Here is a 16,249-nt window from a genome sequence, read left to right on the forward strand (position 1 = left end):
ACCGGTAGAATCAGACTTCGTACCAACACCCCAAGCTTCAGGGAACCCATGTCTACCGCACCTACCGCCACCACGCGTCCTGCCTTCGTAGCCCTCACCCGGGCCTTGACCGGCAACGCCGCCCTGGCTGCTGCGGGCGCGCTCACCCTTATCAGCCTCTACCCCTTTCTCTGGGACGATAAGATGGTGCCCCGCGAATTCTTCGATCTGCAGGTTTACTACGGTGGGGTGGAGCACTGGCTGGATACTGGGCAGCTCTACAACTGGGCTCTGCCGCCAGAAGAGATTTACGGCTTCACCTACCCGCCTTTTGCCGCGCTTGTCTTTGCCCCCTTCGTCCTGCTCACGAGTGCTGAGACTGCCGGGCCGATATTTCTGGTACTCAATGTGGCAGCCCTGGTCACCCTGGTCTACCTATCCTGCCGTGGTATGGGTGTTACCGGTCGCCCGGCTCTGGCAGCGGGCCTCTGGCTCACTCCCCTGCTACTGACCTTCTTTCCCATTCGCTTCAACATGGAGCTCGGCCAGATTAACCTCTTTCTGGTGCTACTGATTCTCAGCGACGTCATCTACCTGAAGAACACCCGCTGGCACGGTGTGCTCATCGCTCTGACCGCCTGCATCAAGCTCACCCCCGCCATCTTTGGGCTATTCTTTCTAGCCACCCGGGACTGGAAGTCTCTGACCCGTTTTATCGGTACCGGGCTGGCATCTATTGTGCTCAGTTTCGCCGTCGACTTTGAGGTAGCCCGCGAGTATTTCACCCAGAAAATCTTTGAGTCCTCACGCATTGGCTCGGTGACCGGTGCTCTCAATTACAACCTGTTGGGCACGTGGTCCATGCTCTTCCCGGCCTGGCTCACCGGCCTACTGTTTACCCTCACCGCTCTCGCCGCGCTCGTGCTGGCCTACCGGGCGGTGCGCGTCCTTGCCCACCAGGACGCCGGTGGGGGCTACCTGGGGGCGGCCTCCTGCGTGGCGGTGCTGGGGCTGCTGCTCTCGCCTATCTCGTGGACCCATCACTGGGTCTGGTTCGTAACCCTTCTCATCTTTTCGGCCCTCTACGGCTGGAGGAGCGCCCGAGCCGAGTACCTGTTCCTGGCAGCGGCAGGTACCCTGATTTTCTCTCTGCCTTTTGCCGTCTGGTTTGGAGGGTACGACTGGGGTGGCAACGAATGGCCTGAGCTCCTGGCACTGCTACATGCCCTGCCGGTGGTATGGGCAGCTGCCTACCTCTGGTTTGGGGCCAAGAGGCACCCAGCTAGCCCCCTACCGGCCTAGCCCTAGAACCCCTCAAACCCCCAAGAACCATACGCCGCAATCGAGTTAGCGCGAATATCGCGGCAAAGTTCCTCCAGGTCAGCATCTAGATAGTCAGCCATAAACCGTACTGTGTAGTTGGTCATATAGCTGGCGTTGGGGCGGCCACGGAAGGGGTGCGGGGTCAAAAAGGGCGCATCAGTTTCAGCCAGAATCAGGTTGCGGCGGGCTATTTTTAGGGAGTCCTGGATGCCCTTGGAATTCTTGAAGGTGACAGTACCTGCAAAGCTCATATACCAGCCGTGGTCATTGCAAATCTCGGCTAGGTCTTGGCCCCCAGAGTAGCAGTGGAAGACGACGGTTTCGGGGGCCCCCTCATCGAGCAGGATGCGAACCACATCAGAGTGGGCATCCCGGTCATGGATTTGCACCGCCTTACCGTGTTTCTTAGCCATTCGGATATGGGCGCGGAAGGATTCCTCCTGGGCGCCCTTGCCCCCGTCCCCGGTGCGGAAGTAATCAAGGCCGGTCTCACCTAGGGCACGGACGCGCGGGTCGGCGGCCAGCGCGTCGATAGCTGCGAGAGCGGCACCCAGCTGGCCTGCCTCAGCCAGCTTGGGGGCCTCATTGGGGTGCAGGGCAACAGCTGCCAAAACACGTGAATCAGCATGCGCGGCCCGCACGGCGTAGAGGGAACTGGGAACATCACAGCCCACCTGCACAATAGCCCCAACGCCCAGAGCCTCACCGGTGTCGAGAGCATCGCGGGCTGTCACAGCAACCTCGCCGTCAAGCAAATCCATGTGGGTGTGATTATCCACAATCGCATAGGGCAGCGGGGCGGGAGCCGGCGGGAAGACCAGGTTGCGGCGGCGGCCGTCCTCGCCCTTTTCACCGCGGCGGCGGGTGCCCTCACCGCTGGGCTCCCCAGCAGTGTTATAGCGGTCTGCCCGGTAAGCCGGAGGGGTTTCGCCCTCAACGGCGGGTTCGGGGGTCTGAAAGATGGTAGCGGTCTGCTCGGCTTCGGTTGGCAGGTAGGCAGCGAAGCGTTCGGCCAGTTCTGTGAGTTCAGCAGCGGTCAGGGTGTGATTGGTGCACATGGTCAGTTTTCTTTCTTGGTCTCAAGTACGGCCTGATAGAGGTCTCGTTTCGAGACACCGTGACTTTCAGCTACCCGGGCGCAGGCCTCCTTGAGGCGGAGTCCGCCTGCCACCAGCTCGAGGACGAGGTCAGTCAGGTTCTCTGCCTCTTGAGCCTCGGGCGCGGGAGCGCCCTCTACCACGATGGCGATTTCACCGCGCATCTGCTTGGACTCGGCCCAGCCAATGAGCTCCTCTAGGGTTCCCCGGGCAATTTCTTCGTGCATTTTTGTGAGCTCTCGGCAAACGGCTGCGCGGCGGGTCTCACCAAAAGTGACCGCAAAGTCATGCAGCGTTACCGCCAGCCGGTGCGGGGATTCGTAGAAGACCATGGTGCGCTCTTCGGTAGCCAAAGCAGCCAGACGGCGGGTGCGGTCGCTCCCCTTACGGGCTAGAAAGCCTTCGAAGGCGAACCGGCCAGAGGGCAACCCTGAGACTGCGATGGCGGTAACGACGGCAGATGGGCCAGGCAGGGCGGTGACGGTCAGCCCAGCAGCGGCAACGGCAGCAGCAGCCAGGTAGCCGGGGTCTGAAACGGCGGGCATGCCGGCGTCCGTTAGGAGCAGAACGGTCTGACCGGCGGCAACGGCGTCGACAATCTGCTGGGCGCGGGTGGTTTCGTTGTGGTCATGGTTGACCAGCACCCGGCCGCGCGTGGTTACACCCAGGCCTGCGGCGAGTTTGCGCAGGGTACGGGAGTCTTCAACCGCCAGGAGGTCCGCACTCGCCAGGGCCTCACGGAGGCGGGGGGAGGCGTCCGACAGGTTGCCGATGGGGGTGCCACCCAGTATCAGGGCGCCACCTGTAGCAGGCGCTGACATGTTCGACTCGGCCAGTGCGGCCAGTGGGGAGGTATCCATAGGTTTTAAGCCTACTAGAGAGCGGCTGCGCCCATGCCCAGCTCCCTACCACTTGGTACCGGCTACGTCTGGCACCTTACATGGAGACCTTGCATCTACCCCATAAGCCCACGCACCTGTGCGCCCTGCCGGGCAGACCCGGTAGCATAGCTAGGGTGACACCTAACCCAGCTTCTAAGCCCACCCGCCCCGCCAAGCCGAACACGGCCGTCCTAACGCTCGCAGAGTCCTTCACTGAGGCTGCGCTGCGCGCCCGCCTAGCAGTGACCCGAGCGCCCTTCCCCCGCCACGGCTGGATTGCCCCACTCCTCGTGCTACTCCTGGCCGGTCTTCTGCGTTTCGTCAACCTGGCGAACCCCAACGCTATCGTGTTTGACGAGACCTACTACGCCAAAGACGCCTATTCTCTGCTGCACTTCGGGTATGAGCGCAACTGGTCTGAGGACGCCAACGCCACCTTCGTCGCTGGCAACCCCTCGGGTATCCTAGAAACCCCCGGGTACGTGGTGCACCCACCGGTTGGCAAGTGGATGATTGCCTTCGGCATGGCTATCTTTGGTGACGACAACCCGCTGGGTTGGCGTTTTGCTGCGGCACTCACGGGGACGCTCTCCATCGGCTTGGTCATGCTGGCGGGCTGGCTACTGTTCCGCTCGGTCACGGTGGCGACCCTGGCCGGTCTGCTCCTGTCAATTGACGGCCTGCACCTTGTGCAGTCGCGCTTTGCTCTGCTCGATATCTTCCTGATGTTCTGGCTCCTGGCAACCTTCGTGTCTCTGCTACTCGATAGGGTTCAGGCTCGGCGCCGCCTGGCTGCCCGTATAGCCGCCCACGCTCGTCACAACGGCGGTACCCCTCAAGATTCCTTCATGCTCTACGGCCCTATGCTCGGCTTCCGCTACTGGCGGCTTATTGCCGGCATCTGCGCGGGCCTGGCAGTGGGCGTGAAGTGGAATGCCCTTTTCTTCATCGCGGTGTTTGGGTTGATCACCGTGGCCTGGGACGCCAACGCCCGCCGTGTCGCGGGCATCCGCCGCTGGTACGTGGCCGGCTTTCTCCGCGACGGCGTGCTGGCCTTTCTCGCGCTGATTGGTACCGGCCTGCTCACCTACGTCATGACCTGGACCGGCTGGTTCCTTTCCGACTCCGCCTACGACCGCAACTGGGCCGCTGATCACCCCGGTGAGGGGGTGACCTGGCTACCTGAATCGTTGCGGTCCCTCTGGGAGTACCACCGCTCAGCCTATACGTTCCATTCTGGGCTGAGTTCACCCCACACCTATGAGTCACCGGCCTGGCAGTGGCTGCTTCTGGGCCGCCCCACCAGCTACTACTACGAGTCATCCGAGCTGGGGGTGAACGGCTGCCCGGTGGACTCGTGTTCTGAGGCCATATTGAATATTGGTAATCCGCTGATCTGGTGGTCTTTCATCATAGTGGCCGGCCTCTCGCTTCTGCTGGCGGTGCTACGCCGTGACTGGCGTTTTGCCGCCCTCTTTGCGGTGTTTGCGGTCGGCTACTTCCCCTGGTTTGCCTACCCAGAGCGCACCATGTTCTTCTTCTATGCGCTCTCCTTTGAGCCCTACCTGATTCTTATGCTGGCGGGTATACTGGGCCTGGCGCTGGGCCGCTCCGAAGATTCGGTGCGGCGCAAGCGCCTCGGGCTGATTCTGGTGGGTGCCTTTGTGGTCTTCAGTTTGCTGGTTTCTATTTTCTACTGGCCCATTTGGACTGCCCAGACTATCCCCTACGCCGACTGGCGTGCCCGCATGTGGTTTGACGCCTGGATCTAGGCCCGCAGACACCACGCACCTAGAGGTAGGGGGCCGGACGCGAACGTCCGGCCCCCTACCTCTAGGTCACCCTGTTTTTTAGGATTTTTCTTTAGGCGCTGAGTTTGGCCCTGAGCTCTTCGCGCTCAGCCTGACGTTTGAGCGCCAGCTGCTTGCGGTAGTGGGTGGGCCAGGTGATCGCCAACAGAGCCCCGGCCATGAGCAGAATGAGGATTCCTGCGGTGGCCGCCGCATCGACCCAAAACTGGGGTGGATAAAGACGAATCAGTGTGTCGCTCATGGCAAACTGCCAGTTGCCCTGCGGAAAGAAGAGCTGGTGAAAGGCAGTGAAAAAACGCTCCCAGCCCAGCAGCCCGGTAAGAGCCAGGGCCAGGCACGTCAGCAGAGTCAGCCAGGCCCCCGCAAAAAGCGAGGAACGCAGAACACCGGGGGCCCGCAGACGGAGCGAGCGGGCTGATATCAGAGCCAGAACAAGCATCACCACGGCGAACACCGTGGCCGAGAGCATCACGTGTTTCACATCGGTCATATGGTGCACCTCAGATGCTTGGAAGGCCGCTTTGCCACCGGTTTGCACGTGGCTCAGGTAAGTTTCTGGTGCCAGGTTGAGAATGTAGTCCAAACCGTAGGAGCCCAAACGCAGGCGTTCTTCGGTTGAAAACCCGTAAGTGTCAGCTGGAAAGCCGGGGCGGTGGTATTCAATCCAGAGAAAGAGGGGGCTAGCTACCGCCCGCACAGCTACCATGATGGTGAGTACAGGTATGGTCAGAGTGATAATAGCCCGGCGTAGACGCAGCAGACGCGGACGGTCGCGCACTGCGCTCTCACGGGCCGTAGCCGGCCCTCTATCCGCAGCGACGCGGGGGGCTGGCCCAACCTCATTTGCCCTGGCTGCAGCGGCCGGTTCATCGCTCGGAGTCTCATCGGCAGCCGCCGGTTTTTGAGCCGGTGTCTGCGCTGGCAGAGGTGGTGTTTGGGGAGCGTCTACCCCTAGGGCAGGTGCTGGCTGCCCAGGCTCCAGCCCTGGCTCCTGACCGCGGTTCGCTGGCAGGTCGCCCGCTTTCGCTGAGCCGATAGCGGGTGAAAGCTTACTCCACTCCCGGGCAGACTTCTGATGACCGGGTGGGTTGGTTTCTTGTGCCACGGCCGCTACTACCAGTTACCCTTCCAGTTGGAGTCGCTGTAGTGCTCGAAGGGGATATTCCAGTCACCGTAGCCGTCATCAGGGTCGGCCTGGGGGTAGCCGGTGTTCACGGTTTCAACGATGTCGCCCACCCCGAAGGTGTCGTAGAAGAACTTGGCGTCCTCAGGTAGCATGCCGATACACCCGTGGGAAACGTTAGCGACCCCAACAACAGGCCAGGCGGTGGGGAGAGCCTGGTGCACAAACACCCCGCCGCTGGTCAGGCGGGAGGTCCACGAAGCCCAGAAGGGCTCATAGTAGTGGGGGTCGTCCTTTTCAAGGTTGAGGGAGCCGGGGTTGAAGTAGTAGCTCTCCGCTTTTTCCATGATGACTAGCTGCCCAATAACAGAAGGCCACTCGGTGTTGCCCAGGGTGATGGGAGCTTCGCGTACTAGCTCGTCGTCCACATACATCTTGATGGTCTTGGTGTTGTTGTCAGCTAGCGCGTAACGCTTATTCCAGGTCTTGAAGGTGCGGGTGGTGGTGTGGTTACCGATCATGCCGTTGCCCATCTCAAGCCCGAAAATATCGACGGTAACACTGATAGTGGAGTTAGGGGCCCAGGTACTTTCGGGGCGGTAGCGCACCATGTAGTCGTTGTACCAGCGGAATTTGCCGGGCAGGTCACCGCCGCCTGTGACGGTGATGCTCTTTTCTACTTCTGCCTTGTTAACTACGGGCTCAGAGAAGTTGAACTGAATAATCTTGCCGATACCGTAGGTGGCTCCGTCCTCAAAGTTGATTAGGGTATCTACCTCGTAGGCGGCCGAGACCGTAGAGAAAGCCGACTCTCCTTCACCCTTGGCCCCTGTGGTGTCGGTTGCCTCCCAGCTGACCGTGTAGTGGGAGTGGAAGAGCATATTTTCTGTTGAAGTCCAGCTACGCCCGTCCGTTGCGAGTTCACCGGGGAGCTCCTCACCCTCGGCGGTGACGACAACGACGCGGGTGAGAGTAGAGTCTGGGCTAGTCACCGTGACTTTTTCACCGGGGTTAACTTCGATTTCGTCGAGGGCAGGGTACACTTCAACCGCTCCCCCGAACGTGGCAGCCGGGGTGGGGGTTGGGCTCGGTGAGGCACTGGTACTGGTAGGGTCACTCGCTGCGGTTGTGTCTTCTGAGGCGCAGGCTGCCAGGGCTAGGGTGCCCAGAGCGCCGACGGTAACAAATGAGCGACGGGTGAAAGCGTCTTGAGTTTCTGAGTTGAGGGCTTTGACCACGAACTTCTCTTCCTAGGTATGCGGGGGGGCAGATGGGTGCGAGTGTGTAGAGTGCACATGATGTGGAGGTGTGCTCGTCATAGTCTATCGGAGAGCAGCGCCTTTTGACACAGGCTATATCTGCCGTCACACAGCGTGCGGGAAGGTGGTCTGACCCAGGGGTTAGTTGACGCTCCGTAGCGGCGGGTACGGCACCGCCGCTTGCTCAGTCTGGGCGGCTACAGCAGCGGGGTCGTCAAGCCTCACTACATCCCAGCCCTGTGGCGCGGTGAGCCGGTCGGCATGGAACTCACACAGGTCGTAAGCGTGAGGTTCACGGTGAACAGAAAGAGGCCCAATCACGGCTGTTGATTGCGCGTAAGCGTAGGTGAGCGTGAAAATTGCCTCGCGCTGGCAGGTCTGGCGTGAGCACTGGCGGGTGGTTGCCATGGGTGTGAGCTTCTTTCTTAGACAGCTTGTTTGCGAAGACGGCGGCGTTCACGCTCTGAGAGACCGCCCCAGATGCCGAAGCGTTCGTCGTTTTCCATGGCGTACTCAAGGCAGGCTTCGCGAACCGGGCACTCGTTGCACACGCGTTTGGCGTCGCGGGTTGAGCCGCCTTTCTCGGGAAAGAAAGCCTCAGGGTCAGTCTGGGCGCACAGGGCATCTGCCTGCCAAGACAGTTCACCGTCGTCGCCGTCTGTGCTGTAAATCCCAGCGGCCTGCTGCCATAGGGAAAGCGCGTCTGGATCTGAACTGAACATATCGGCTGACGGGGCAGTATTGCCGCTAGTGCGGCCCCGTGGTGTAGAGGCTGCTTCTTTGAGTAGTGTGGTGGCCTGATCTTCGAGGTAGTGGGCAGAGTGCATAGTCTGATAGTGGGCCATCTCTGATGCGCGCCCGGCAGTGCCGGAGGGTAGGCGGCTATGAAGGCCCATGTTCTTCCCTTTCGTATCCCGGTAGAGGGCTGAATGTATGGCGCCGGGCAGGTACTGCGGGTGCAGGTGCCAGGTGGCGCTCCGTGGTAGCACGCGGTTCGGTGCGGTTTTGGTTCCTTGGTCTGGATTCGCTTCCGGGCTGCCTGCCGGTGCTGATAAAAATTCCCTGAACCTAATTACACGCGTGTAATGGCCCATTCGTCAAGCTGAGATTAAAAATTTTTTTGATACACGAGATTATCTAACAAAAAATTTGCGTTTCTCTGTGGTATATGCGAACCTGCACCCTGTAGCTGTCTCTCTAGCTTCGGGGCCCCACCGTGTTCTACAGTGGGGGCATGGCCTTCTCACCTCACCGCCCCGTTTCCTTTTCGCGTTTTATGCAGCTGCTGGCTACCCGGCACTCCCCCGCCCTGCTCTGGTATTCGGCACCGGGTGAACGCATAGAGCTCTCGGGCCGTGTGCTAGAAAACTGGGTCGCCAAAAGCGCTAACTTTCTCATGGATGAGTGTGAGCTAGATGTCGCCGCCCGCCTTGCGGTGCCGCTCCGCCTGCACTGGCGATCTTTGGTGCTGGCCCTGGCGGGGCTACAGGTGGGAGCCCACCTCACCTGGGAGCAGGCAGAGAGCGCGGACGTCCGCGCCTCCTTTGATCCCCGCGAGCTACTGGAGAGCGCCGGCGAGAACTACCGGGTGGCGGTCGCCTCTGAGCCGCTAGCTCCGCGTTTCATGGGGCAACTCCCCGAAGGTGTTCTCGATTTCGCCGCCGAGGTACGCTCGCGCCCCGATGCTTTCATGGGCTTGACCGGCCCCGACAGTGGCGCCATAGCCTGGGGCGGCACCGGGTACGAGCAGCTCATGATTGAGGTGGCCCAACAGGCAGAAAAACTCGTGGCTGCCCTGCCCGACGGCACAGCAGCTGTGCACTGTGCTGGTGAGGTCTTCTCAGCACAATGGTTACAGCAGGCGCTCACCGCCCTGGCAGCTGGGCTAGCCGTGCTAGTACTCGACCCAGAGGTGAGCTGGGAAACTGACCGCTACGCCCGGGTTATGGCCGACGAGCGGGCCCAGCCTTACCCTGCCCCCGAGCGTCGCCCTCAATGACGGGGATGGAGCCGGTAATGATTTGGGTGGCTTCGGTGATGAGGTCGGCGCGCTGTTCTTGAACGGTCTTATCGCCAGAGTGGCTGCGGGACTGCGAGAATACCCAAAATTTGTAGAGGAAGTAGCGCACGATTGTACCTAGAATCGTGCCGATGATAGTACCCGAGATGAAGGACGCCGTGGGGCTTGTTAGGCCTAGCACGTAGACGCTGAACAGCACGCACAGCGTCTCAACACCAATGCCGATGGCGTTCACGATGCCAAATTCTATGGACTCGCGCACCTTGTTGCCAGTGCGCTTTTCACGGAAGGTCCACAGGCGGTTAGCCACCCACGAGAAGATGGTCGCTACAATGCCCGCAACCACCTTGGCTTTGGCGTGCCCGTCAGCGAAGATAGAATGCATCAGCGTCCAGGTCACCACGGAGTTCAGGATGAAAGCTGCGCCGCCCACCGAGAGAAACTGCATCACTTCACGGCCGTGGCTAGCCCACAGCAGGTTCAGACGCTGTTTCAAAGAACTCATGTTTCCCCTTAGGTTTCTGGTGCGATTCCCCCGGTGCGCGGTCGACGGTGAGACTGGGCACGAGTCAGAGCACCGGGCGGCGGGGAAGTAGGGCAATCCTGTCTCACATGTTACAACCGGCTCGGGGCAGGCGTGCCCCTTCCCAGGTAGTGTTTCGCTCACAGGTAGCAGGGAGTTCACTGAACGTGGGCTCCCTTGTACAAGGAGCATGCACCCCGGTAGCCTAGGAGTGTGACTTACCCTATGACTGGCCCAAAAATTGGTGTGGTGGGTGGCGGTCAGCTGGCGCGCATGATGGCGCCTGCCGCTACTGAGCTTGGTTTTGACGTGCGCATTTTGGCCGAGAGTGAGGACTCCTGTGCCCGCCAGGCAGTGCCCTTGGCGCCGGTGGGTGACTACCGAGACTTCGAGACCCTAGCAGCCTTCGCGCGTGAGGTTGATGTGCTGACCTTTGACCATGAGCATGTGCCCACTGATTTTCTGCGCCGTCTGCTGGCTGAGGGCGTGAATGTGCAACCACGACCAGATGCACTGGTGTACGCCCAAGACAAGATTGAAATGCGCAAGGCCGTTGACCGCTTGGGCTTGCCCAATCCGCGCTGGTCACAGGTGCGCACACTCGGTGAGCTACTGGACTTTGGCGCTGAGATCGGCTGGCCGGTGGTGCTCAAGACGCCACGCGGCGGCTACGACGGTAAGGGTGTGCTGGTGCTTGTTGATGAGCAGGACGCCCGCACCCGGTCGGCCTCCTGGTTTGAGCAACTGCCCACCCGCACTGATTTTTCAGCCCTTCTGGCCGAAGAGAAGGTCCCCTTTACCCGCGAGCTTTCCGCCCAGGTGGCCCGCCGCGATTCGGGCGAAGTGCGGCCCTGGCCGGTGGTCGAATCTATTCAGGTGAACTCCGTCTGTGATGAAGTGCTGGCTCCCGCCCCGGGCCTTTCGCCGCAGGTTGCCCGGGCAGCCCAGCAGGCCGCCGTTCACATTGCAACCGAGCTCGGTGTCACCGGTGTGATGGCTGCTGAGCTCTTTGAGGTTCCTGACAGCGAGACCGGGTTCCTCGTGAACGAGTTGGCTATGCGCCCCCACAACTCAGGCCACTGGACCCAGGACGGCTCGGTGACCAGCCAGTTTGAACAGCATCTGCGCGCTGTGGCCAACTATCCGCTGGGGTCTACCGATCTCAAGGGCGAGGTGGCCCTCATGAAGAACTTTCTGGGCGGCTCGAACCAGGATATTTTTGGGGTCTACCCGGCCCTCATGCAGGCGTACCCCGCAGCCAAGGTGCACTACTACGGCAAGGCGGTCAAAACCGGCCGCAAGATTGGGCACATCAATATGACCGGTGAGGCCGCTAACCTGCAGGAGCTTCGCAGACAGACCGCAGCCGCAGCGGCCCTGCTCACCAACGGCCCAGCCTAAATTTTTTTTCAAGGAGCCAGCGCCGGCGTCCTGCTACCAGCACAACCCATCTCTCTAGGAGCTTCACATGACTTCTCCCTACGACTCCAATAACCCCATCGTCGGCATTGTGATGGGCTCAGACTCTGACTGGCCGGTCATGGAAGCAGCGGCCGAGGTGCTCGACGAATTTGGCGTGCCCTACGAAGCCGATGTGGTATCAGCCCACCGCATGCCCGAAGACATGATTGCCTACGGGCGTGAGGCAGCTGGCCGCGGCATCCGCGTGATTATCGCCGGTGCAGGTGGTGCCGCCCACCTACCGGGCATGCTAGCGGCGGTCACCCCTCTGCCGGTGATTGGCGTGCCGGTCAAACTCAAGTCCCTCGACGGAATGGATTCGCTTCTTTCCATTGTTCAGATGCCCGCAGGGGTGCCCGTAGCTACGGTTTCAATCAACGGTGCCCGCAACGCTGGGCTGCTGGCCTTGCGCATGCTGGGCTCCGGTGAGGGCAGCTTTGCCCGCCAGGTACGCTCTGACCTAACTGATTTTGCAGCAGATTTACGGCAGGCTGCTATGGATAAAGGGGCGGTACTGCGCGCCAGGGTTGAGGAGCACAAGGCTGAGCTAGAACAGGACGCTCCTGCCCGCAGCTCAAGCTCCCAGCAGGCCGAGCAGCAGGCAGTACCCGGCCACAACAGTGAGCGTGATGGAGCCAACAAGACCCCCTATGCCCCCTAGGGCTGGCAAGGGGCTGGGCCGCACGGTGACGAACATTTCAGGTGGGGTTTTCCGGTGGTATTCAGCTTGAACCGCTAGTGTGGTTGAGCAGTTAAGCTGTTCAACCGCACTCAACTTTATAGTCCAGGCCCGTCTCACCTGGTACTTTCGGGAGGCTCACTATGTCAGGTTCGCGCACCGACCGCGGCTCTTCTGCGCCCATTGTGGGCATGAGGGGGCGCGGGCAGCAGTTGGGCGAGTCGCTCTACACCGACCCGCTGGGGCACCCTGAGGTAGCTTCGGCAGGGCTCAAGGCCCGCCGAGCCTGGGTTCTGTTGCTCCTGACGCTGGTGTTACCGGGAGCCGCCCAGCTACTGGCTGGAAAGAGGCCGCTGGGTGCGCGCGCCCTGAAGGTGACTTTCACTGTGTGGGCTGTGCTGGCTCTGGCAACTGCCACCTGGTTTCTGAACCGTAGCCTCCTGCTTTCTGTGGTCACGAATAGCTGGGTACTCCTGCTCCTAGTTGGCGCTCTCATTCTGCTAGCTCTGGGTTGGGCCTACCTGTGGCTCGATACCCTGCGGATTATCCGCCCCGGCCTGCTGGAGGGACGCTCCAAGCCTGCGGTGACGCTGGTACTGGCTATCTGCCTTCTGGTGACCGGCGGGGGGCTGGGCTACACCGCCTATATCACCTGGGTCGGACGCGGGGCTCTGAGCTCTATCTTCGCAGGTGGAACCCCCATTAAGGAGCACGATGGCCGCTACAACGTTCTGCTGATGGGCGGCGACGCGGGTTCTGACCGCATTGGCCGACGCCCTGACTCTATGACCGTGGTTTCCATTGATGCCCAAACCGGCCAAGCTATCACTATCTCGATTCCTCGCAACCTGCAGAACGCCATTTTTGAAGAGGACTCCCCGCTGTGGCAGGTTTACCCCGAGGGGTTCAACTGCGGTGACGAGTGCATCCTCAATGCCCTCTACCCCACCGTCACCGCTGAGCACGCTGACCTCTACCCCGAAGCCGACGACCCGGGGGCCGAGGCGACCATGGATGCCGTCTCAGGCGTCCTCGGGATTACCGTTGAGAACTACATTCTGATTGATATGTCTGGCTTTGAGCAGCTCATTGACGCCTTAGGTGGCATCACCATTGATGTGGGCGGCCGCGTGCCAATTGGCGGTGGTACCGACGAGGTGACAGGGCTACCTAACCCTATTGACGGCTACATTGACCCAGGTGTGCAGCACCTGGACGGCTTCCACGCCCTCTGGTACGCCCGCTCCCGTGAAGGTGCGTCTGACTACGACCGTCAGGCCCGCCAGCGCTGTGTGCAGGCGGCCATGCTCAAGCAGCTTGACCCGGCCAACGTGCTGACCAAGTTTGCAGACATTACCGCTGCCGGTGAGCAGGTCATTGAAACCAATATTCCCCAGTCGGGTCTAGCTTCTCTGGCAGATGTGGCCCTGAAATCTAAGAACTACGAGCTGATTCAGTTTGCGGCTGGCCCACCCTACTTCGACGCTCTCTTTCCTACCTACCCTGACTTTGACCAGCTCCACTCGGCTGTTCAGCAGGTTATTGTGGATTCGGCCAGCGGAACCCACCCGAGCACTAACGCAGCAGGTGGCCTTGATACCGTTGAGACCGTCTCCTACCGGGCCACTACCGTGGCAGAAACAGCCACCGAGCTGAGTGAAAATGGCACCTGCTCGGTTCCCTAATAACCGGTTTGGGGTGCTACCGGTGCCCTGTTAGGCCGGTGCATCCGGCATAAAAAAGGTAAGCTGGTGCCCATGACAAACATTCTGCAATCAGATATCTGGGCCCGGTTTCAAGAGGCAAACGGCCACAAAGTCTTCAGCGGCCGGGGGGACGGCTGGCATTACCTAGCAATTTTGGAAGGCGGCAAAACCGGCCGCTACCTTTACACGCCCTACGGCCCGGAGGCCAGTAGTGCTGCCGCCTTCGATGAGGCTATTGCAGATCTCAAACGAGTAGCCGCAGAGAACAAGTGTTGGTTCGTTCGTGTGGAACCCACCCAGTCAGATATTTGGGGTAACCAGAGCGGTGAAGCCTTTCTAGCGGCTCGCGGGTTCAAGCTCGCCCCGCGCCAGATTCAGCCTGCACACACCCAGATTATCGATCTAACTCAGAGTGAGGAAGACCTCATTAAAGGGATGTCGTCGTCAAACCGTAACCTACACCGCAACATTCATAAGAAGGGTGTGACCTTTGAGAAGTCACAGAACCCTGCCGATGTAAAAATTCTGTTGCACTACCTAGACCAGACCGCTACCCGTCTCGGTTTCAACCGTCAGCAGGACGACTACCTGACCAAGGTCGCTGAGGTGCTCATGCCTGCCGGTGCAGCCACTCTCTTTATCGCCAAGGTTGACGGTGAGCCCATAGGCGCCTCCCTCAACTATGATTCCGATGACACCCGTGTCTACGCTCATACGGCCACCTCTTTTGAGCACCGCAAACTGAAAGTGGGCACTCCCCTACTCTCTTACATCATGCTAGATGCCAAGGAGCAGGGCCTGACGCAGCTCGATCTTTTTGGTATCGCCCCGACCGATGACCCGGATCATGAGTGGGCAGGTTTCACCCAGTTCAAGAAGTCCTTTGGCGGTAGGTCAGTGGCCTACCCCGGCACCTGGGATTTGCCGGTCTCAGCGGCAGGCTACAGGATTTACGGGGGAATCCGCACGGCCCGCGAGACTCTGGCGGCAGGTAAGAAGGCACTCCGGGGGCGGGTGCTCCCCAAGGCCAGGGGCGCTGTAGGTAAGTTACGCGCGAAAGCCGGCGCTTAAAAATTGGGGCCCGTCAGCTCACTGACGGACGGCTTGACGGGCTGTTTTGCTATCCCATTTAATGCCCAAGTCGCCCATGAACCCCCGCCCCGGTAGCTCTTAGCGAGTTCGATACGCGGGGAGCCGGTTTTAATGAACTGGCGGGCCCTCTTCTCTGGCCTGAGTTATTTATTTCTGCATGATTCCGGCAATCATAGCGGAGTAGCGGGAGAGCTTATGCTCGGCTTCAATCAGGCGCACGGTGCCTGATTTGGAACGCATGACCAGGGACTGGGTGGTCACCGTGTCACGCCCATAGCGCACACCGCGCAATAGCTTGCCGTCGGTGATGCCGGTGGCGGCGAAGAAGCAGTTGTCGGTGGTGACAAGTTCGTCGGTGGTGAGCACAGCGTCAAGGTCGTGGCCTGCGTCGAGAGCTTTTTGGCGTTCTGCTTCGTCAACGGGGGCCAGACGGCCCTGAATGACACCGCCGGTAGCCTTGATGGCGCAGGCAGCGACAATGCCCTCGGGAGTGCCGCCGGTGCCCATCATCAGGTCAACACCGGTGCCCTCGCGGCAGGCTGCGATAGCTCCTGCCACGTCACCGTCTAAAATCATGCGGGTACGAGCTCCGGTGGCGCGGATCTCTTCGACGAGCTTGGCGTGGCGGGGCCGGTCAAGGACGCAGACGGTGAGCTGGTTGACGTTGGTGCCTTTGGCTTTGGCGACCAGGTGCAGGTTTTGCTTGACGGGGAGACGCAAATCAACGAGGTCTGCGGCGTCTGGGCCGGTGACGAGTTTTTCCATGTAGAACACAGCAGAGGGATCAAACATGGTGCCGCCTTCGGCGACGGCAATAACAGAGAGAGCGTTATCCATACCCAAGGACGTGAGGCGAGTGCCGTCAATGGGGTCGACCGCGACGTCAAATCTTGCACCTGAACCGTCGCCGACCTGCTCGCCGTTGAAGAGCATGGGGGCTTCGTCCTTCTCGCCTTCGCCGATGACGACGGTGCCGTTGAAGTGCACGGTCTTGAGGCGGGCACGCATGGCGTCTACGGCGGCGCCGTCGGCCATGTTTTTGTTGCCTGCACCGACCAGGGGGCCCGAGGCGATGGCAGCGGCTTCGGTGGCGCGCACCAGTTCTAGCGCCAGGTTGCGGTCTTCGTTGATTACTTCTGACATAACTCACCTTCGAGTAGTTTTGTGTTTGTGCGGCTTACACTCCCTCACCAGGGCGAAACCGAGAGGGTGAAACCTTCGGTCTCTAGCCTACTCGTTTCTGGTCGGCTTTACCGGGGTTGGGCTTCATCGTTGCTCTAGATGACGAGCGCGCA

At 60.6% G+C, this 16,249-nt stretch carries 15 protein-coding genes; 7 read left to right on the forward strand and 8 right to left on the reverse strand.

The genetic code is table 11. The features are described from left to right. The first annotated feature begins 48 nt into the window (after positions 1 to 48). Positions 49 to 1,281 carry a glycosyltransferase 87 family protein gene (locus tag L6966_RS09800; RefSeq protein ID WP_237233292.1) on the forward strand — a complete coding sequence of 411 codons (1,233 nt, stop codon included), beginning with the start codon at positions 49 to 51 and terminating at the stop codon, positions 1,279 to 1,281. 2 nt (positions 1,282 to 1,283) lie between these two features. Here L6966_RS09800 and L6966_RS09805 read toward each other — a convergent pair whose 3' ends face one another. After that, positions 1,284 to 2,360: a TatD family hydrolase gene (locus L6966_RS09805; RefSeq protein ID WP_237233293.1), complete on the reverse strand. Its 1,077-nt coding sequence runs from the start codon at positions 2,358 to 2,360 to the stop codon at positions 1,284 to 1,286. Between the two features lie 2 nt (positions 2,361 to 2,362). Continuing rightward, positions 2,363 to 3,259, reverse strand: coding sequence for a 16S rRNA (cytidine(1402)-2'-O)-methyltransferase (rsmI, locus tag L6966_RS09810; protein WP_083093276.1), 897 nt, complete (start codon positions 3,257 to 3,259; stop codon positions 2,363 to 2,365). 80 nt (positions 3,260 to 3,339) lie between these two features. On the opposite strand from rsmI, the gene L6966_RS09815 reads away from it, so the two are divergent. Then, positions 3,340 to 5,052, forward strand: a complete 1,713-nt coding sequence (locus L6966_RS09815) for a dolichyl-phosphate-mannose--protein mannosyltransferase (RefSeq protein WP_419721890.1) — start codon at positions 3,340 to 3,342, stop codon at positions 5,050 to 5,052. A 91-nt stretch (positions 5,053 to 5,143) separates the two neighbouring features. Here L6966_RS09815 and L6966_RS09820 read toward each other — a convergent pair whose 3' ends face one another. The 4 genes from L6966_RS09820 to L6966_RS12115 form a co-directional block, all read right to left on the reverse strand. Beyond that, entirely contained in the window at positions 5,144 to 6,196 is a 1,053-nt protein-coding gene (locus L6966_RS09820; protein ID WP_237233295.1) for a TIGR01906 family membrane protein, read from the reverse strand. Between the two features lie 8 nt (positions 6,197 to 6,204). Then, positions 6,205 to 7,452, reverse strand: a complete 1,248-nt coding sequence (locus L6966_RS09825) for a L,D-transpeptidase (RefSeq protein WP_083093272.1) — start codon at positions 7,450 to 7,452, stop codon at positions 6,205 to 6,207. A 162-nt stretch (positions 7,453 to 7,614) separates the two neighbouring features. After that, positions 7,615 to 7,881 (reverse strand): DUF3499 family protein, encoded by a 267-nt coding sequence (locus L6966_RS09830; protein WP_083093270.1) that lies wholly within the window; start codon positions 7,879 to 7,881, stop codon positions 7,615 to 7,617. A gap of 17 nt (positions 7,882 to 7,898) precedes the next feature. Next, positions 7,899 to 8,369, reverse strand: coding sequence for a WhiB family transcriptional regulator (locus L6966_RS12115; RefSeq protein ID WP_272878798.1), 471 nt, complete (start codon positions 8,367 to 8,369; stop codon positions 7,899 to 7,901). 338 nt (positions 8,370 to 8,707) lie between these two features. Here L6966_RS12115 and L6966_RS09840 point away from each other — a divergent pair, with 338 nt between their 5' ends. Next, positions 8,708 to 9,472 (forward strand): TIGR03089 family protein, encoded by a 765-nt coding sequence (locus L6966_RS09840; protein WP_237233296.1) that lies wholly within the window; start codon positions 8,708 to 8,710, stop codon positions 9,470 to 9,472. Here L6966_RS09840 and L6966_RS09845 read toward each other — a convergent pair. After that, complete coding sequence (locus tag L6966_RS09845; protein WP_083093267.1) at positions 9,417 to 9,998, reverse strand: GtrA family protein; 582 nt, start codon at positions 9,996 to 9,998, stop codon at positions 9,417 to 9,419. The two genes, L6966_RS09840 and L6966_RS09845, sit on opposite strands and share 56 nt — an antisense overlap. A 243-nt stretch (positions 9,999 to 10,241) precedes the next feature. On the opposite strand from L6966_RS09845, the gene L6966_RS09850 reads away from it, so the two are divergent. From L6966_RS09850 to L6966_RS09865, 4 genes are all read left to right on the forward strand, one after another. After that, positions 10,242 to 11,417 carry a 5-(carboxyamino)imidazole ribonucleotide synthase gene (locus tag L6966_RS09850; protein WP_237233297.1) on the forward strand — a complete coding sequence of 392 codons (1,176 nt, stop codon included), beginning with the start codon at positions 10,242 to 10,244 and terminating at the stop codon, positions 11,415 to 11,417. A gap of 67 nt (positions 11,418 to 11,484) precedes the next feature. Next, on the forward strand, positions 11,485 to 12,138 hold the full coding sequence (gene purE, locus L6966_RS09855) for a 5-(carboxyamino)imidazole ribonucleotide mutase (RefSeq protein WP_237224103.1): 654 nt from the start codon (positions 11,485 to 11,487) through the stop codon (positions 12,136 to 12,138). A 161-nt stretch (positions 12,139 to 12,299) separates the two neighbouring features. Beyond that, on the forward strand, positions 12,300 to 13,841 hold the full coding sequence (locus tag L6966_RS09860; RefSeq protein WP_237233298.1) for an LCP family protein: 1,542 nt from the start codon (positions 12,300 to 12,302) through the stop codon (positions 13,839 to 13,841). A 72-nt stretch (positions 13,842 to 13,913) separates the two neighbouring features. Continuing rightward, positions 13,914 to 14,933 carry a lipid II:glycine glycyltransferase FemX gene (locus L6966_RS09865; RefSeq protein ID WP_083093257.1) on the forward strand — a complete coding sequence of 340 codons (1,020 nt, stop codon included), beginning with the start codon at positions 13,914 to 13,916 and terminating at the stop codon, positions 14,931 to 14,933. 168 nt (positions 14,934 to 15,101) lie between these two features. Here L6966_RS09865 and glpX read toward each other — a convergent pair whose 3' ends face one another. Beyond that, positions 15,102 to 16,097, reverse strand: coding sequence for a class II fructose-bisphosphatase (gene glpX / locus L6966_RS09870; protein WP_083093255.1), 996 nt, complete (start codon positions 16,095 to 16,097; stop codon positions 15,102 to 15,104). Positions 16,098 to 16,249 lie beyond the last annotated feature (152 nt).

Origin of the sequence: Rothia nasisuis (assembly GCF_928381405.1) — a bacterium.
Classification (GTDB): domain Bacteria; phylum Actinomycetota; class Actinomycetes; order Actinomycetales; family Micrococcaceae; genus Rothia; species Rothia nasisuis.

Coding starts and splice junctions, on each gene's coding strand:
- L6966_RS09800 (WP_237233292.1), top strand. CDS start 49: ATGTCTACCGCACCTACCGCCACCACGCGTCCTGCCTTCGTAGCCCTC.
- L6966_RS09805 (WP_237233293.1), bottom strand. CDS start 2,360: ATGTGCACCAATCACACCCTGACCGCTGCTGAACTCACAGAACTGGCC.
- rsmI (WP_083093276.1), bottom strand. CDS start 3,259: ATGGATACCTCCCCACTGGCCGCACTGGCCGAGTCGAACATGTCAGCG.
- L6966_RS09815 (WP_419721890.1), top strand. CDS start 3,340: ATGGAGACCTTGCATCTACCCCATAAGCCCACGCACCTGTGCGCCCTG.
- L6966_RS09830 (WP_083093270.1), bottom strand. CDS start 7,881: ATGGCAACCACCCGCCAGTGCTCACGCCAGACCTGCCAGCGCGAGGCA.
- L6966_RS12115 (WP_272878798.1), bottom strand. CDS start 8,369: ATGGGCCTTCATAGCCGCCTACCCTCCGGCACTGCCGGGCGCGCATCA.
- L6966_RS09840 (WP_237233296.1), top strand. CDS start 8,708: ATGGCCTTCTCACCTCACCGCCCCGTTTCCTTTTCGCGTTTTATGCAG.
- L6966_RS09845 (WP_083093267.1), bottom strand. CDS start 9,998: ATGAGTTCTTTGAAACAGCGTCTGAACCTGCTGTGGGCTAGCCACGGC.
- L6966_RS09850 (WP_237233297.1), top strand. CDS start 10,242: ATGACTGGCCCAAAAATTGGTGTGGTGGGTGGCGGTCAGCTGGCGCGC.
- purE (WP_237224103.1), top strand. CDS start 11,485: ATGACTTCTCCCTACGACTCCAATAACCCCATCGTCGGCATTGTGATG.
- L6966_RS09860 (WP_237233298.1), top strand. CDS start 12,300: ATGTCAGGTTCGCGCACCGACCGCGGCTCTTCTGCGCCCATTGTGGGC.
- L6966_RS09865 (WP_083093257.1), top strand. CDS start 13,914: ATGACAAACATTCTGCAATCAGATATCTGGGCCCGGTTTCAAGAGGCA.
- glpX (WP_083093255.1), bottom strand. CDS start 16,097: ATGTCAGAAGTAATCAACGAAGACCGCAACCTGGCGCTAGAACTGGTG.